At 47.8% G+C, this 17877-nt stretch carries 14 protein-coding genes; 6 read left to right on the top strand and 8 right to left on the bottom strand.

Annotation, left to right across the window (positions count from 1 at the left end):
- Window positions 1-69: 69 nt before the first annotated feature.
- Window positions 70-4011: an AAA domain-containing protein gene (locus KYK27_RS02770; RefSeq protein WP_219337346.1), complete on the top strand. Its 3942-nt coding sequence runs from the start codon at window positions 70-72 to the stop codon at window positions 4009-4011.
- On the opposite strand, the gene KYK27_RS02765 is transcribed toward KYK27_RS02770, so the two are convergent.
- Entirely contained in the window at window positions 4008-5126 is a 1119-nt protein-coding gene (locus KYK27_RS02765) for a toxin-antitoxin system YwqK family antitoxin (RefSeq protein WP_199108525.1), read from the bottom strand. The two genes, KYK27_RS02770 and KYK27_RS02765, sit on opposite strands and share 4 nt — an antisense overlap.
- A 116-nt stretch (window positions 5127-5242) precedes the next feature.
- On the opposite strand from KYK27_RS02765, the gene KYK27_RS02760 reads away from it, so the two are divergent.
- Both KYK27_RS02760 and KYK27_RS02755 read left to right on the top strand, forming a co-directional pair.
- Complete coding sequence (locus KYK27_RS02760) at window positions 5243-6097, top strand: hypothetical protein (RefSeq protein ID WP_199108524.1); 855 nt, start codon at window positions 5243-5245, stop codon at window positions 6095-6097.
- A gap of 98 nt (window positions 6098-6195) precedes the next feature.
- On the top strand, window positions 6196-7068 hold the full coding sequence (locus tag KYK27_RS02755) for an SDR family oxidoreductase (protein WP_199108523.1): 873 nt from the start codon (window positions 6196-6198) through the stop codon (window positions 7066-7068).
- Between the two features lie 81 nt (window positions 7069-7149).
- Here the strand turns inward: KYK27_RS02755 and KYK27_RS02750 are convergent, their stop codons facing one another.
- A complete protein-coding gene (locus tag KYK27_RS02750) occupies window positions 7150-9153 on the bottom strand; it encodes a hypothetical protein (protein ID WP_199108522.1) in 2004 nt (667 codons plus the stop codon).
- Window positions 9154-9518: 365 nt separating this feature from the next.
- Between KYK27_RS02750 and KYK27_RS02745 the strand changes: the two genes are divergently transcribed.
- Window positions 9519-9710 carry a cold-shock protein gene (locus tag KYK27_RS02745; protein WP_162347658.1) on the top strand — a complete coding sequence of 64 codons (192 nt, stop codon included), beginning with the start codon at window positions 9519-9521 and terminating at the stop codon, window positions 9708-9710.
- A 70-nt stretch (window positions 9711-9780) separates the two neighbouring features.
- On the opposite strand, the gene KYK27_RS02740 is transcribed toward KYK27_RS02745, so the two are convergent.
- The 3 genes from KYK27_RS02740 to ricT form a co-directional block, all read right to left on the bottom strand.
- Window positions 9781-10869, bottom strand: coding sequence for an endonuclease/exonuclease/phosphatase family protein (locus tag KYK27_RS02740; protein WP_199108521.1), 1089 nt, complete (start codon window positions 10867-10869; stop codon window positions 9781-9783).
- A 151-nt stretch (window positions 10870-11020) separates the two neighbouring features.
- The gene (locus KYK27_RS02735) at window positions 11021-11491 is read right to left on the bottom strand and encodes a gliding motility lipoprotein GldH (protein WP_199108520.1); all 471 of its coding nucleotides are present in this window, start codon (window positions 11489-11491) and stop codon (window positions 11021-11023) included.
- Window positions 11484-12941: a stage 0 sporulation family protein gene (gene ricT / locus KYK27_RS02730; protein ID WP_199109202.1), complete on the bottom strand. Its 1458-nt coding sequence runs from the start codon at window positions 12939-12941 to the stop codon at window positions 11484-11486. The genes KYK27_RS02735 and ricT overlap by 8 nt, the downstream gene beginning before the upstream one ends.
- A gap of 339 nt (window positions 12942-13280) precedes the next feature.
- On the opposite strand from ricT, the gene KYK27_RS02725 reads away from it, so the two are divergent.
- Entirely contained in the window at window positions 13281-14705 is a 1425-nt protein-coding gene (locus KYK27_RS02725; protein ID WP_199108519.1) for a lipopolysaccharide biosynthesis protein, read from the top strand.
- Between the two features lie 43 nt (window positions 14706-14748).
- Entirely contained in the window at window positions 14749-15621 is an 873-nt protein-coding gene (locus KYK27_RS02720; RefSeq protein WP_199108518.1) for a GNAT family N-acetyltransferase, read from the top strand.
- Window positions 15622-15663: 42 nt separating this feature from the next.
- Here the strand turns inward: KYK27_RS02720 and KYK27_RS02715 are convergent, their stop codons facing one another.
- From KYK27_RS02715 to KYK27_RS02705, 3 genes are read right to left on the bottom strand one after another with little or no spacing between them, the layout of a single operon-like run.
- A complete protein-coding gene (locus KYK27_RS02715) occupies window positions 15664-16479 on the bottom strand; it encodes a hypothetical protein (RefSeq protein ID WP_233150220.1) in 816 nt (271 codons plus the stop codon).
- On the bottom strand, window positions 16469-17239 hold the full coding sequence (locus tag KYK27_RS02710; protein WP_199108517.1) for a UDP-2,3-diacylglucosamine diphosphatase: 771 nt from the start codon (window positions 17237-17239) through the stop codon (window positions 16469-16471). The genes KYK27_RS02715 and KYK27_RS02710 overlap by 11 nt, the downstream gene beginning before the upstream one ends.
- On the bottom strand, window positions 17223-17873 hold the full coding sequence (locus KYK27_RS02705; RefSeq protein ID WP_199108516.1) for a lactate utilization protein C: 651 nt from the start codon (window positions 17871-17873) through the stop codon (window positions 17223-17225). Before KYK27_RS02705 ends, KYK27_RS02710 begins: the two co-directional genes overlap by 17 nt.
- Window positions 17874-17877: the final 4 nt, after the last annotated feature.

The following is a 17877-nucleotide window of genomic DNA, read 5'->3' as shown; positions in this document are numbered from 1 at the left end:
ATAAACCTGCGTTATCAACTATAGCCAAAAGCTGCTAACTTGCCCATAACCTATCAGTATCTATAGTTGATGAAAAACATCCTGAAGAACTACCGACGCAGGCTCCTGAACCTAAGCTCCGGCAACAAAGCGTTGCTGCTGCTACGCCTGCAAAAGGAGTTACACCTGGATGTGGAATCGCTGGATTTTATAGTTGGTCAGCCGGCTTTTTCTATCGTTGAGAAACTGATTTCAGGTGCTAAGAAAATAGTTCTGAGCCCCGTAACCGATAGCCGCTATGAGCCTGTGGCCGCCATCAGCAAACGCCTGCGCTATATAAAACGCCGCTCCGACATGCTGCTGGAGGAACGCGGCAGCGAAGAACTATACATCGGCTGGCCTTTTGTGCACGGCATGTTTGCCGATGGTACCGTGGTGCGTTGTCCGCTTTTTTTATACCCCGTAGCGCTGCAGGTAAATGCTGCCCAGGAGTGGGACGTAGTTCAAAGTACTTCGCAGCCGCCCCGTTTTAACCAGAGCTTTTTACTAGCCTACGCACACTATAACGGCGCTCCATTACCCGAGAATTTACTGGAACTGGATGTAAGCACGTTACCAACGCATGCTTTAGAATTCCGGACGCAGGTGTACGAATTACTGAAGTCGGAGCAACTGGCCATACATGCCGGCCGTGACTTTTTTGCTGATAAACTGAAGTCTTTCCGGGATTATAAAAAAGCAGACTACGAAACTGATCTGAAGCCGGGACAACTATACCTGGAGCAGGAAGCTGTGCTGGGCATTTACCCGCAAGCTGCCTCGTACCTGTTAGCTGATTACGACGCCCTGCTGGAGCGCGAAGACCTGCAGACGATGGAAGACCTGTTTGTGACGCCTGAAATTCTGACGCAGGCCACGCAGGCGCAGCACACATTTACTGTTTTTAAAATGGATGCCTCGCAGGAAGCTGCTTTGCAGCAGGTAAAACAGGGCAAGTCTATCGTAGTGCAGGGGCCGCCGGGTACCGGTAAATCGCAGCTCATCTGTAACCTGGTTTCTGATTTTACAGCACGTGGTAAAAAAGTGCTGGTAGTAAGCCAGAAACGCGCCGCCCTGGATGTGGTGCACAAGCGTTTGTCTGAAGAAGGTCTGGGGGCATTTGCTGCGTTGGTGCACGACATTAACGCCGACCGCAAAAATATATTTCAGCAACTGCAACTACAGATAGACCAATTGCCGGAATATAAAAAGCAGAACCTGGCGCTCAACAGTATCTACACCGACCGTACGTTTCTGGAAGTGAGCCGTGGCATAAACCGCTGCATCGAAAAACTGGAACAATTTAAGTCTGCCCTGTTTGATACATCTGTTTGTGGCTGGTCGGCCAAGGAACTATACCTGCGCAGCAATTTGCAGGCCCCGCACATTTCACTGTCATCGAACTATAAATTCTTTAACGCAACTATAGTTGCTGAGTTTTTGCCGCGCCTGCGCCAGTTTCTGCAGCAGGCAATCGTTTATGATCGTCAGGATTTCACATGGAAAAACAGGCATAGCTTTAAGAACTATGGCTGGCCACATCGCCAGGAACTGGAGCAAACTATAAACCAACTGCCGCAGCAATTTGAAGCAATACAACAAAGCATCAGTAACCTGAGTGGCTTTGGTTTTGAGCTGGACGAGCTGGAAAAGTATAAACAGGCGCTGCCAACTATAACAGAGATACAAACGCTGCTGGCAGAGGAAAATGTAGCCGGAGTGCTACAGCACTTACTGAAAAGTAACGTGCAAGAACTGACTCAACAGGTACAGCAGTTAAAGGAATTGTATCTGGTTTGTCCGGCTCCTGATGCTGCGCTTGCTGCCACCGAAATTCTAACTATAAAGCAGGCTATAGCTAGGTTTGAGGAACAACAAAACAACTTACTCAGAACTATAGGCTGGGTGTTCTCATCAGATAAAAAAGTGCTGAAACAGGCGCTGGCAAACTATAAACTTGAACTGAATGAAAGTGGCGTAGGTGAGCTGCAACGCAGAATTAGTTTACGCGAACAGGCGGAAAACCTGATGCAGGCCATCAACCAAACTATAGTTGCCAACCTGAAAATTGAGGCGAATCCGAACCAGGTTTTACAGCAAATCACAATTATAGAAAAAGCCCTGCAGGCACAGAAACTACTGAAAAAACTGCATCGCGAAAAAGTGCTTCATGAGAAGCTTTTGCCAACTATAGATTTAGCGCAGCACCTGCAAAGTATAACGCAAACTATAGCCGAACTACAGGCAAACCATAGCCACTGGCTGAAATGGATCACCGAAATCCAGGTAAAGCAACTACTGGCAGATAGCAACTATAAAGCTGCTTCACTACGAGATTTGCAGGAGCATTTTGAGCAGTTGGTGGCACATGATGCGTTGGTCAGCTCTTTTACCGATGCTGAACGCGAAGTTGCTCAACAGTTACTGTCGCAAACTATAGCTTGTGCTACCGAAGGCGAGCAATTTTTCCTGAACAGTCTGTACCTGGCCTGGCTCCAAGAGATAGAAAATCAGCACCCGGAACTGCGCATGGCCTCGAGCGGTGAACTGGAAAACCTGGAACTGGAACTACAGCACTTACTAAACGAGAAGCAGCGCCTGAGCCAGGAAATTGTGCTGTCAAAATTGCGGGAACAGACCTATGACGATATGGAGTTTAACCGCCTGGGCAATGCCGTAACGTATCGCAGGTTGCAGGCGCAGGTCAGTAAAAAGCGCAGCCTTTACCCAATCCGGAAGTTGTTTTCGCTTTTTTCAGATGAGATTCTGAACCTGGTGCCATGCTGGCTGGCTTCCCCTGAAACGGTGTCGGCGGTGCTGCCCTTGGAGCGTTGTTTTGATGTGGTGATCTTTGATGAAGCGAGCCAGTGTTTTGCCGAAACCGGGATACCGGCTATGCTGCGTGGCGCGCAGGTGGTAGTAGCCGGCGATGAACAGCAGCTCAGGCCATCAGACTTGTACCGTGCCCGCTGGAGTGATGCTGCCGACGAAGAAGTGGAAGAACTGTCTGCCGAATCGTTGTTGCAGTTGTGTGGGTTATACCTGCCGCAAACCATGCTCACACAGCATTACCGCAGCCACTTTCCGGAACTTATCGAATTCTCGAACCAGTATTTTTACCGCAGTAAACTCGAGCTGATTCCTGACCTGCAGGAACTGAACGCATCGAAGCCAGCAATAGAATACCTGCAGGTAAAAGGCTTGTGGGAGCAGAACAGCAACCTGCCGGAAGCGGAGAAAGTGGTAGAACTGGTATTGGACTTACTGCAAAAAGGGCAGCAGGATGTGGGCGTGATCACTTTCAACTATAACCAGCAAATGCTGGTGCAGGATTTGCTGGAAGAGCGTGCGCAAGAACAAACTATAGTTTTGCCACCCACTGTGCTGGTAAAAAACATCGAGAACATGCAGGGCGATGAGAAGGATGTGATCATACTTTCGGTGGGGTATGCGCCTGATGAGAAAGGTAGGTTTGCCATGCAGTTCGGTAGCCTGAACCAGGCTGGTGGCGAGAACAGGTTAAACGTAGCCGTTACCAGGGCTAAACGCAAAATTATAGTGGTAGCGAGTATAATCCCGGAGCAACTGCACGTAGAATATACCCAGCACCATGGCCCGAAACTACTAAAACAATACCTGCACTATGCGCGGCAGGTAAGCCAGGGCAACTTTACTTATCAGCCGAATTTACAGCCTATGCCCACGCAGATTCCGTTGCTGAAAGAGAAACTGGCAGGAGCAATTCCAGAGCTGCAGCCACGGGTTTCGTTCGCAGATCTTACTTTATCCACCAATCACAACTATAAGGCTGCTGTCCTCACCGACGATGACCTGTACTATAGTCATGTATCGGTGAGGCATTCGCATGCCGATGTGCCGCAGCTATTGCAGCAACGCCACTGGCCTTACAAAAAAGTATACAGCCGCCAGTTCTGGGCTGAACAGGGAAAAGTTATTGCCGGGTTGCAGCAGTTTAGTTCAGACGCCTCTTAAATGCTTTGCAGATCGATTGGGAGGAAGCGATAGTTAAAAGTGTACCCCTGCGGGTTAATCTTAAAATGGATATCAAACTTTTGCTTGATTGGTTTGCCGTCTAGAGTGGCTGGCTCCAGGAGTGGTAGGGTCTTTAACTCCCGGGCTATGGAAGAAGCAATCCGCTCATTAAAAGCATTCTTGTAACTTAAGTTACTGATTCTGCCATTTTCGTTTACCTCCCCTTCAAAAGTCAGCTCGTTGTCATACGGCTTTATGTTTACCCCAGTTAAAGCCTTCGATATTTTCCGGCCGATCTCGTCGCTGAATGAACCTAACCCGTTTCGGTAGTGGGCACCAATTACCAAACCGTGTTTTATAGTTGATCCGCAGGGCTCAGAAGTTACAATAAATTTCTCGATGTTCAGAAAAGGGAATTCCTTGTTATCGAACCATAGTATCCTCGATTCGTCTGTGTAAGGCCCGGTTATGCCGTTCCCTTTTATAAATTTCCCGTCTTTAAACTTCTCGGTCAGGTAAACAACTTTTGATCTGTCAAGTGGGTTTACAGAACGCCAGGTTCCTTCAGGTTTGCCATTCAGCAGCTCGCCACTCCAGGTTAGTATGCTTGCTCTTACTTCGTATTTGCCGTTGCCATTTGTAACGATTTGTTTCCCGCTTTCATCCCAGGCTTCCTGAATCAGAAGCGAGCCCTCTTTTACTGTAAATTTTAGCTTAGGATTTCCGTTCTCAAAATACACGCTCCAGTCTCCGGTAAACTTGTCATCAGCAAAGCTGCCTGTTGCGCGTAACTTTCCGTTAGGGTATCGGAGCTCAAACGGCCCGGTTTTTAAGCCATCTGTTGTATATGCGCCACTACCAAGTATCTGCGTCGCGTTAGCAGGGTTTACATCTGTAAAGTTGCCGTAAAAAGTTTTTTGCTGGTAATTGTAGCGCGACTGGCGTATTATTTGCGCACAGTTATCTTCTGTAAGCAGGTAGTTGCTGCTCATCGGGATATGCACGCTGTCCCGGTCTATGTGTTTTATCTGGATATTACGCGGTACGCGCTGCTGCGCCTGCACTCCAAAATGAACGATAACTAAAAATAAGGATGTAAGTAAAGCTGTTTTCAAAAGAATGGAGTTTATAGTTTCAGATGTACAAATAAAGTAAATATACAGCTAATGTTATATTTATCTGCTTTAATATATACAACTCTTATCTGTTACTTTACACAGACCAATTTGCTATGCTCATAAAGCTCTTTACCCTGTATGTGTACCTGCAAACTGCCTTTTGTGGCTGTGGTCCGGACAAGCGTAACAGCGATTTTGAGCGCCTCCGGAAAGACTATACAGTAACGATAGATAAGATCGGTAAACTAGACATCCGGATCAAAGAAAGCTCCGGACTTGCCCGTGCTACCGATTCCACTTTTATCACGCACCCTGATGGCGGATCGGCACCTGAACTATACCTGTTTAACCTGAAAGGCGAACTGCTGCAAACTATACCGCTGCCTGTACCCAATAAAGATTGGGAAGATATTACCCAGGATGAAGAGGGCAAGTTGTATATCGGGGATTTCGGGAATAATGCCAACCAGCGCCGCGACCTGACGATCTATAGTTTAGATAAAACCGACAGGCAGGTAACTGATACGTTAGCTTTCAGTTTTGCAGATCAGACCGAATTTCCGCCGCCACGCAGCCGCCAGCATTACGACCTCGAAGCTTTCTTTTATTACTCTGATTCGCTTTACCTGTTCACGAAAAGCCGCGCTCTTAAAAGCATCACACAACTATATAAACTCCCGGTTTCAGGAGATAGGCAAACTATAGTACCTGCCGAAAAGATAAGAGTAAAATCTCCGATAACGGCTGCAGATGTTACGCAAGACGCTAGCTTGTTTGCCTTGCTGGGCTATGGCCGATTGTACCTGTTTAAACCCGATGCTGAAACTATAAGCTTTGCTGGGAAACGCTATTGTTTGCCGGTTGGCAGAACCGGGCAGGCAGAAGCGGTCCTTTTCTTATCGCCGGAACAGCTGCTCATCACCAACGAAAAAGGGAAACTATACCTGGTAACAATTCACCAAAAATAAACTGAATACGGGTAGCGATAATAACTATAGCTCCTGGCTGGGTCATCCTGAAAAGCAACAGTATCGTAACTATAGCTATATAATAAAAGCAGATACTTATGCAGCAAACAATATTAGTTACCGGCGCTACAGGCACGGTTGGCAGAGAAGTAGTAAAGCAGTTGTCAATGCTCGACGGAATACGGGTAAGGGCAGGAGTGCACTCTGTGATAAAAGGCGAGAACCTGCGCCGGCTACCTGATGTGGAAGTAGTTGAAATGGAGTTTGAAGACCCCGACTCATTACATGCCGCTTTTACACATGCCGACAAAGTTTTCCTGGTTACACCTTTTTCGGAGGGGCAGGTTGAGATGGCCAGGAAGTTGGTTGACGAAGCAAAGCGAAGAGGCGTAAAACACATTGTAAAACTATCAGCGCTGGGAGTTGGAGATGAAGATATGATACAGCTTTTTCGTTGGCACCGAGAAATAGAACATTACATAGAGCAAAGCGGCATCCCTTACACCTTTCTGCGGCCCTCTGCTTTTATGCAGAACTTCGAGAACTATAGTGCGCCAACTATAAAATCGGAAGGAAAGATCTACCTGCCTGTAGGTGATGGAAAAGTAGCCTACATAGATGCCCGCGACATAGCGGCCGTAGCCATAGCAGCGTTGACCAGCGACGGGCACGAAAGCAAAATCTATGACCTGACCGGACCGGAAGCGATAACAGTTGGTGAGGTGGCCGCTACCATAAGCTTAGTAACAGGCAGGCAGGTAGACTATGTGGATGTGCCTGAACAAGCAGCCAGGCAAGGCATGCAACAGCAAGAAATGCCGGACTGGATGATACATGCCTTACTGGAACTATACGGGCAGCACCGTGCCGGCAGTTCTGATGTGGTAACCAGCAGTGTAGAAGAACTTACAGGCCGCAAACCACACACCTTCAGGCAGTATGTAAAAGAGTATCAGGAATGTTTTGTCTGAGATACCTTTCTAAGAAATGCAAAATAAAAAAGCCACTCCTGATAGGGAGTGGCTTTTTCTATAGTTCATTAATCTATACGATTAATAGTCAGTTTCCGGATTACGGTAACGGTCGCTGCGGCGTGTTTCATAACGATCGCTGTCATGGTCCTGGCTGCGGCCTTGCTGTCCGCTATTGCCACGGCCACTAAAGTTTTCGCGTGAGCTGGAGCCACGGTTATCGCTGTAGTAAGAAGTGCTGCTATCCATAGAACCATAACGGCTCTGATCGCCGCCACGGCCTCCTTGCTCATAACCACCTTCTCTGTAACCACCCTGGCTACCTCTGCCCTGCGATGATGAACCGTAGCCACCCTGGTTGGAGCTGCCTGAGCCATAACCATAACCACCGCTCATGCCGCTGCCATAGTTGCTGTCGCCATAACCGCCCTGGCTGCTATAGCTTCCCTGAGAGCTACGACCTGATGATGAGCCGTAACCTCCCTGCGAGCCGTATCCACCTTGTGAGCCACTACGTCCTGAAGATGAGCCATAGCCACCCTGTCCGTAATCGCTGCCTTGTGAACCATAGCGGGAAGAACGGTACTCATCGTTATAAGAACCTCCTCTTGAGCCATAGCCACCTTGTGAGCCGTAACCGCCCTGCATAGAGCGCTGCGAATCATAACCTCTTGATGAACCCATATCATCGCTGTCGTATTCGCTCATGCCTCTAGACGAACCGTAGCCCATAGAGCCGTAACGATCTGAGTCGCGACCTTGTGAACCATAACCACCCTGAGAAGATGAGCTGCCATAGCCGCTCTGCATACCTGATCTGGAAGATCCTGATCCTGTCATGCTGGAGCCATAGCCTTGCTGTCCGCTGCCGTAGCCACCTTGCGATGAACCATGCTGGCCCTGCGAACCATAGTTGCTCTGTGAGCCGCTACGACCTGATGATGAACCATAGTTGCCCTGTGAAGAAGAACCATAGTCTGAATCGCGGTGCGAGCCATAGTTACCCTGTGATGATCCGTAACCGCCCTGGCTGCTTCTCTGTCCCTGAGATGAGCCATAACCACCCTGATTGCCCATGCCGGAAGAGCTTTGGCCACCATATCCGCCCTGCGAAGATGAGCCATAGTTAGAACGGCTTTCGCCTCTGGTTGCATTGTAGCTTCCCATGCCACCCTGGTCGTTCATTACGCCATAGCTGCCCTGCTCATCACCTTCTCTGTCAGCGTAGCCGCCCTGCATACCACCGTAGCTGCCATACGAACCCTGCGAATAGGAATCCTGGCTTCTCATGCGGTTGCCTTCCATGCCACCCTGGTTGCCATAGTTGTAACCACCCTGGCTACCCCAGTTCTCAGAACCTGATGATCCACGCTGTGAGCCATAGTTACCCTGAGATGAAGAGGAACCATAACCACCCTGGTTGCTATGGCCGCCCTGCTGTGAGCTACCGCCACGCTGCTGCGAACCATAATCGCCCTGGTAACCATAGCCGCTCTGGCCGCCATAGTTGCTGTGCTGCGAACCATAGCCGTAACCGCCCTGCGAGCCATAACCACTTTGCTGGCCACTCTGCGAACCATAGTTACCCTGGTTGCCATAGTTGCCCTGAGATGATGACCCGAAGTCGCCTTCATAACCATAGTTGCTATCGCCCTGTTGTGAGCTGCCTGTGCTCATAGAGCCATAGCCGCCCATACCAGATTCGCCTGACTGGCCTGAGCCGGATGATGAACCTGAAGTAGAGCTTTTGCCTGATTTAGAAGAAGTAGACTTGGCTTTGGTGCCTGTTCCTGATTTGGCTTTAGTAGTTGTAGAACCGGAGCTGGTTGAAGATGATTTGCTGCTTTTGCCGGAAGATGTTGACTGAGTTGGAAGGTTTGAGCTTGATAAGCTTGAACCTGAAGAGCCTGAGCCGGATTTTGAACTTGATCCTGAACTTGATCCTGAACCAGTTCTGGAGCTTGATCCTGTGCTACCCGAGCTGCTGCCCATGCCTGTATTATTACCCATCGATGATGAGTCTGAAGATCCTGATGTGCTACCCGACATGCTGCCGGATGATTGATTTTTCTCGTTGTCTTTCATAGTTAAAATCTCCTGGATTTATATAGTTAAAAAAATAGGAACGTTTTAAGCAGATGCTGGAACAGTGTTGTTTTTCCGGCATCAGCTTTAATGTCTGGTACACTTTACAAGCAGTGTTTTGGAGTACTCATTTTAGTGTAACAGAACGTTTTAGCTATACGAGCTTACTGTAACATGGTTATTGCTATATGGCAATAGAAACGTTTGAAATAGGCTTTTAAACAGATGTTGCCAGATGTTGGCAGGAGATAGGGAAGGATGGGTACGGAAACTTTTTCGAAAATATTTTAAAAATAAATTAATGGAATATCGCGTGTATTTGTCAGTGTTTGTTACCTTTACGCCAATTAATTAAATTCATTATCATGCAAACAGGTAAAGTAAAATTCTTTAACGTATCAAAAGGTTTCGGATTCATCATCGCTGACGATACAAATCAGGAAATCTTCGTTCATCAGACAGGCCTTACTCACGAGATCCGTGAGAACGACCGTGTTTCTTATGAAGTTAAAGACGGAAAAAAAGGATTGAATGCTATTAACGTAGAGAGAATCTAAGTTATAAAATATAATAAGCCTTCGGGCTCATTCATCTATTTTAGCCCGCTCAGGAAACTGAGCGGGTTTTTTATTTGCCCTTCATTTTTTCGCGGTTCTTTTCTTCGCCCTTCTCCAGTCCTTCCTGAATCAGTTCGTCTGCTTCCTGGTAGTCTTCCGGTTCAGCAACCGGTACATCCTGTTCTTCTTCCCGTTCCGGTTCGTAGTTCAGGGTGATGCTTATCGGGAAGTGATCGGAGCCAAACTTATCCATACGCCGGAGGCCCAGCAACCTGAAAGCAGGGTCGTAAAAAACATGATCGAGCGGGTAGCGGAACATGGGAATATGTGCATTGTACGTGTTAAAAAATCCACGGCCAACACGTGGGTCAAGCAGGCCACTTATCTGCTTAAACAGCTTCGTGGTACTCGACCAGGCCACATCATTCAGGTCGCCGGCCACTACAGATGGTATCTTGGTTTTTTTAACCATTTTAGCTACCAGTAACAGTTCTGCTTCTCGGGTTTCGGTATCCTTCATCAGGCGTGGTGGCTGTGGATGCACCGTGTAAAGGTCAAACTTTTCACCGCTCTCTAATTCAACCACTGTGTAGAAAGAAGGAATCTCATCTTCCACTAAAAAGCGCACTTCGCTGTTCGAGAGTTTCAGCCTGCTAAACAGCATCATACCGTACGTGTTATCCAGCGGTTTTTTTATACTATACGGATAGCGCTTATCAAGCTCTTTGCGAACGCTCTCATGCCAGGCTTCATCGGGCTCGTTCATCACCAGAATGTCCGGATGCTCCTTTAGTACCAGTTTCAGAAAGTCCTGGTGTTTTTTGTTTACCATCCGCACATTAGCGATCATCATGGTAAAAGCATTGGCGGGTTTTGGTTTTTCGGAGCGGAGTGCCTCCACGCGGGCCAGCGGTGTGAAATTATAAATGTACCTGACCTGGTTCAGGATGGCTATTACCCATAGCGCAACCATCACGATCTCGGAGGTGGACCAGGTGGCGTACTGCAAACTATAGACTGCCACTATAACCGTTAAAATTACAGCTATATGCAGCCTCGGGAAGTCCAGTATTCTCACCCACCACCACGGCACTTTCAGGAAAGGAAGAAAAGAAAATAAAGTAAAGGTAAAGCCAAGTATGATAAGGGTAAGCTCCATGGTGCTGCGTGGGTTTCTCGTGCGTTATAGTCAAACTATAGTTTAGTGAGGTATACTACGCAGCAGCTATAATTTTGATTAAGTGATAAAAGCAAAATCCCCTGAACAGGCTAATGCTGCACAGGGGACTTCCTGGTATGCTAAAATTATTTTACTTTTTTGCTACCCTTATACCTACGGCCTGAATATGCGGAAGCGGGTCGCGCCGCATGTATTGCGTTAATTTAAGCTTGTATGTGCCGGCCTTCGGAAACGAGATATCCTTCAGAATAACCTGCTGCAGATCAAACGTATCTGATGATCCCTTCCCAAGCGGCTTGCCAGTTTTAGAATCCATCAGCAGTATTTCGTGCAGCTTCTTAGAGATTAACTTGCCATCCGGACCGGTTAACTCGTGCTGCAGGTACAGGTTGTAAAAGTCGTACTCTAAGCCATAGCGCAGGTTCACGAAAACGTCATGCTTCTGCGTAGTGTCTTTTATCTCAAACTCAAAAACAGGTGCGTTATCTATAGCCCAGTTACCTTCCGGCAGGTCTATATTTTGCTCATAAACACGTGCCGGGTCGCAGGAAGAGAGCAGTAATAAAAAGGCTGCTGCCCAGCATACAAGAGTTTTATACATTAGTGTCTGGTTTATTCTGATCCGGTTTTTTACCCCGGAACGGTTTTCTGGAACGATGCTTTTTAGGATGCTGGCCTTCCTGACTTGGCTGCTGCGCCTGTGCCTGAGGAGGTCTGTCTCCACCTTCGCGTGGTGCTCTTGGCTCACGGTTTGGTTTTGGCCTGTTCTCGCCACGAATGCCTTCACGCTCTTTGCGCTCGCCTCCACGTTCACGGTTACCTCGTTCGCGGTTTGCCTGTTCAGGTCGGTTACCTTCCCGTTCTCTGTTGCCGCGGTTCTCGCGTTCAGGGCGTGGTTCGCGGTTTTCAGGAGCACCTTCGCGGGTGCGGTTCCTGTTGTCAGGTCGTGGCCCGCGGTTGCGGCGCTGTTCACCTTCACGTGGCTCCATTTCTGATCTTGGCTTTCTCTCCGGGCCCTGCATCGGAGCAGCTTCTGCTGCAATAGCATCGCCACCTTTCTTTTTCTTCTTCTTTTTCTTCTTGGCCTTGTACTTATCGTCAAGTCGTTCCAGGTTACCTTCTACCTGCGCTACAAACTCGTTCTGCTTCGGCTCTTCTTCTACCACTACGGTCAGCGATTCTACGGCAACACCTTTTGCATTCAGTTCCAGTATTTCCTGCACACGCTGCACCGGTACCGGGTACCAGTTATTGTCGCCTTTAAACCCGAACCACATCATCTTTTTAAAGATGTCTGTCTTCTGCAGAAAAGCATCGCCGTTCTGTGTCTGTAGTGGGCGGTTTACGGTAGGGATATCCTTCAGGGCTTCCATATAGGTCTCCAGCTCGTAGTTCAGGCAGCACTTCAGGCGGCCACACTGTCCCGAAAGTTTACTCGGGTTAAGCGAAAGGTTCTGGTAACGCGCTGCTGTAGTGGATACGCTTTTAAAATCGGTGAGCCAGGTAGAGCAGCATAGTTCACGACCACACGAACCAATACCACCTAAGCGACCGGCTTCGTGACGAAGACTGATCTGGCGCATCTCGATCCGCACTTTAAATTCTTCGGCCAACTTTTTGATCAGGTCTCTGAAGTCAACGCGGTCGTCAGCAGAGTAGTAAAACGTAGCTTTGCTTTTGTCAGCCTGGTACTCCACATCCGACAGTTTCATGCGCAGGCTTAGCTGCTGAATGATCTCGCGGGAGCGGTACATGGCACCACCTTCCAGGTCACGGACTTCGTTGAATTTCTCCATGTCCTGCTCGGTGGCAATGCGGTAAATGCTGCGGATCTCTTCGTTGTTGTCAACTTTCTTCTTCAGCATCTGCAGGCGCACGAGCTCACCTTTAAGCGATACAAAACCAATGTGATGGCCGTTTGGCACATCTACTACCACGGCGTCACCAGTTGTTAAATCTAATCTGTTGGTATTACGATAGAAGTCCTTGCGGCCTCCTTTAAATCTTATTTCTACAATGTCAAACTCCTCAAACGAAACGGGAATTTCCATATCGCTGAGCCAGTCGAACACGTTTAAACGGTTACAGCCTCCTGTGCTGCAGCCGCCGTTGCTTTTGCAGCCGCCAACAACCTCTGTGCCATCAGCACTGGTTTTTTTGGTGCCGCATCCGCCACTGGAACATGAATTACAACCCACTTTTAATCTCCTTATATAGCTATGTTAATCCTTGTTTTCTATTCTGGTAATTAACAAATATACTAATTTTTTGTGCTAATGCTGTAGCGGTCCATGAAATGTGCCGGTACTTGCCTAACCATAAACCTGATACGGATTACAAAAATGCAGGCTACATGCTTATTGCTGGAATTTTAACTATAATTTTAAGCAATGCTTCGGAAACTACTGTCACATGCGGTAATTTATGGTTTAGCGGCCCAGGCTCCAAGGTTGGCAGGCGTGCTGGCCCTCCCGATCATTACCCGCTACCTTACACCCGCCGATTATGGTGTGGCAGGCATCGTTACAGCATACGTTTCGGTATTCACCATGCTGCTTACCCTGGGCCTTTCAGTGGTAATGATGAACAGCTTCGCCCGGCAGCCGCAGCGCTACCCCTGGGTTTGGCGCCAACTGAATGGCTTTGTAACGTTATGGTCGCTGGTTTATGGCTCGCTGGTTATAGTTGCCTTATATTTTCTGGTTCCGGAAGAGGGCGCTGCGCATCGGCTGGAGATTGCCTTACTGGCCGGTTTGCCCATCATGCTTTTTACCATGACGGAACTGCAAAGCAACATCTACTTTCAGCTATCGCAGAAGCCTTTGCCGCTGGCCTTTCGCTCGTTTATAGTTGGTGCTCTCGGAGTTGCCTTAAATATCTATACCATAGCTTACCTCGGGCTTGGGTTCAGGGGATGGTTTTATGCCGGATTTATATCCGTGGGTGTCGGGTTTCTGCTCAATAGCTATCATGTGTATATCCGGCAAAAGCTCTGGCCGATCTTTAATTTTAAATGGAGCCGGATTAAAAGTTCACTTAGAATTTCGCTACCGGTCATACCCCACAACCTGGCCAATTTTATGCTGGACACATCAGATAAACTGGTGCTGAATATATTGCATGTGCCTGTACAGCGGATTGGTTTGTACAACGTGGCGTCCAGTTTTGGTACCTATTTTTTGCTGGCTTCCATGGCTGTTACACAGGCGGCATCGCCTTTTTACCTTACTTACCTGGCTCAGCAAAAAGACAGGGCGGCAGCATTGCAGGTCCGGCATCTTACGTTTGCGTTACTGGCCTTGTTTTTATTTGCCACTACCTTAGGCAGCCTCTGGATGCGGGAAATATTTATAGTTCTGATTAAAAACGAAACATTGCAGCAGGCATATCCGCTGGCAATCATTATCCTGATGGGGTATAACTATAGGCCGATGTACCTGGCTGTGATGAATACACTCACCTACCGGGAGCACACCAATAAACTATGGCGGCTTTCGGTCGTGGCAGGTGTGGGAAATGTACTACTCAACTTTATACTTGTACCGATCTTTGGCTACCAGGCTGCTGCTTACACCACCTTTGCGGCGCTCATGTACATGGGCTATTCGGGTTTTTACATAAGAGCTTATAAAGATTCTTCGTTAGTGCCGTATTACCCTATGGCGTGGATGGCCTTAACCGTTTTATTGCTGTTTATAGTTTACGAACTGGCCACTATGGCCATTACGGTTAAAATTATAGTTACAGCCATAGCAGGCGTTGGGGCTATAGTAGCCGCTGTTGTTTACCGGAGAAACCTGAAATTGCAATTATAAACTTTTGACATGCTGCCTGCTCTTACCTTACATCTATAAAACTATGGAATCTACTTATACTTTCTCTTTTCTGACGGCGCGCGATATGCCCGAACTTCACCAGGTGTTTCTAGAGGCATTTAACGATTACTTTGTGCCTATCCAGCTAACAGAAGAACAGTTTAAAACGAAGCTGAAACGCGAAAGCATCGACCCGGCTTTTTGTGTGGCAGCTTTTGAAGGGAGTACCATAGTGGGATTTATACTTACGGGGCTCGGCGAATTTAATGGCAAACCAACCGCTTATAACGCAGGTACAGGCGTGTTGCCAGACCATAGGGGCCATCAGCTAACCCGCAGGATGTATGCGTATCTTTTACCTAAACTGCGCGAAAGTGGAGTGGAGCAATGCCTGCTGGAAGTGATACAGGAGAATGAGCCGGCTATAAAATCTTACCAGGCTACAGGGTTTAGCACTACCCGCGCCCTCGACTGTTTCAGAGCTACCAAAGATGAGTTACTGCTGTATGGCGATGAGCCGGAGGATGTGGCAATTTTGCCGGTAACCAGACCTGACTGGAATACTTACCAACATTTCTGGGATGTAGAACCAACCTGGCAGAATACCGCTGCAGCTATACGTAACACGCCCGACGAAAAGATAATACTGGAAGCAAGGGACGCAAGCCAGGAACTGGCAGGGTATATTGTTTTTTTGCCGAAGAATGGGGCTATTCTGCAGTTTGCTGTAACGCCGGACAAGCGTGGAAGAGGAATAGGCAAAGCCCTTTTAAAACAGGCTATGCAACAAATTATAGCTCCTGCCCTGCTACTAATAAATGTAGATGCTGCTGCGGTTGATTTTAAAACATTTCTGAGAAGGCGACATTTTAACAGGTTTCTGGGGCAGTATGAGATGCTGATGCCGTTAGTGTAAGCCAACTATAGTTTGTGTGATCTTCTGAGGGAAGGTAATTATCTACCAACTATACACGTCAGCAGCTTTGCCTGAGAACAGGTATAACCGGTTTTTAGTAGCAAGTGCAGTTGTATAGTTCTTGCCTTCCGGGAAAGCTATAGTTCGCTGCTCGTGCTTGTACAGGTCATAAAAGTGCAGGTTAACTTCCTTTACAAAGTAAAGTTCGTCGTTCAGAAACCCGATATAAGATATGCCGGTTAAGGGTAGCCTTTGCTTATAGTTGCCCAGGTTATCGAACACGTAGATTCCACTGTTATAATCCAGCAAATACACCTGGTTCTGGTATTCGCGCAGCATGCGTATATCAAACTTGTTACGGTCCATTACCAGGTTCAGCGGTGTTTCTATAGTTACCTTGCGCAGGCGTAAATCTAGTTTGCTGAGTTTAAAATCAGTTTCATCAAAAAGCCAGAATCCGTCATCAGCAGCAAGCGCGGCAGCTTTTACGGTATTGTTTATTTCAAAATCAGCTAAGGCTACGCTTGTTATTGGCGTTAAAAACCTGTCCAGCAAAAGCAGTTCCTGGCGGTCAGCGTAAAAGGCCAGCACTTTCATTGGGTTCCAGGCATCTATAGTTGTGATTCTGGCATTGCTGGTAGGGGAGTAGAGTGTCACCAGTCTTCCCAGTGAGTCGAGTTGTACGATGTTACGCCTTGGATTTAGCAGGTAAACAGCATTGTTGGTGCCCGTAGAAATGGCGGTAGAAGACCCTACAGCTATAGTTCGGATATACGTTGCCTCAGGCTGTTGTGCCACAGACGTTACCGCTGTTAAAAGCAGCAGGCAAAGTATAACTATAGTTGTGCTAAGCCTCAAAATGCTCCAGGGTTAGGTTAGCGCCATCGTATACGCCATACGAGCAAAAATTGACCCATTCTCCTAAGTTCACATAGCGGCTCTTTTCACCGATAGGCAGGTCAAGGGGTAAATGGCGGTGTCCGAAAATGTAGTAATCGTGATGCTTGTCGGCTTCTACTTCGCGGCAATATTGCAGCAGCCACTCGTCTTCGCCTAAAAAAGATTCATCCTTTTTTACATTGCTGATTCGGCTTTTGCGCGACCACATGTTGGCAATACCAATACCTAAATTCGGGTGTATGCGGGCAAATGCCCATTGGCAGGCTTTATTGGCAAATACTTTTTTGATGATCTTATAGGTATGGTCGCCGGGACCTAAGCCATCGCCGTGGCCAATGTAAAAAGTATGGCCGTTTATAGTTGTTGAGATCGGCTCACGAAGTACAGGGATGTTCAGTTCTGTCGGGAAGTAATCGAACATCCACATGTCGTGGTTCCCCGTGAAAAAAAGTACCGGTATACCAGAATCAGTTATCTCGGCCAGTTTGCCCTGCAACCTGATAAAGCCTTTCGGAATGGTATGGCGGTACTCGAACCAGAAATCGAAGATATCTCCCAGTAAAAGTATGGCGGCGGCGTCGTGCTTTACCTCATCAAGCCAGCGCACAATTTTAAGCTCGCGTGCTTTACTGGTGGCAGCATCAGGCACACCCAAATGGAAATCAGACGCAAAGTATACTTTCTTACCAGGCGCCAGTTGATCAATGCGGAAGGTCATCTATCAGGAAAAGTACGAGCTGTTTAGGGCCGTGAGCACCCATTACCAGCGTTTTTTCAATATCGGCAGTACGGCTAGGGCCGCTAACCAGACTCACCATCGATGGGAAGTTCTCTTTATACTTGTTGCGCAGATGCTGCAGGCCATCTTTAATGTCCGGTACAAGCTGACTGGCTTTGGCGATAACTATATGCGTCTCCGGATATACGGTCAAACGTCTGCCGCCAGCATTTGCCGAGCTAATCAGCAGGCTTCCGGTGCGCGTTATCAGGGCTTCGCAGGTAGTTAGGCTTGCTTCCGCTTTTGCCAGGAAATCCTGTTCCGAGTCTGTATATTCTATGCCCGCGTGGTATAACGCCTTCTGCAGGTTAGCTTCCCACACAAACAAATGCTGTATGTTCTGCTCATGCCTGAACTTATAAAGCTGATCAAAAAAGTCCTCTTCAGTTTCGCAATAAAAAAAGGCGCCGCTGTTCTTCAGGAAGTTCTCCACAAATATAACCGACATGTCGTCGGTGGAGGCGTGGTGAAGGGGTGAAGTGAAATCAGGGGTAGGAGGCAGAAAAGGCGCTGGCTTAGCCAGCGCCTCTCTTACTCTTCTTAAAACTATTTCTTTGGTTTTAGCTTCGTACATGCCT

It is taken from the genome of Pontibacter populi, from assembly GCF_019336435.1.
GTDB lineage: Bacteria > Bacteroidota > Bacteroidia > Cytophagales > Hymenobacteraceae > Pontibacter > Pontibacter humidus.
This window is presented reverse-complemented; position numbering and strand designations above follow the sequence as displayed.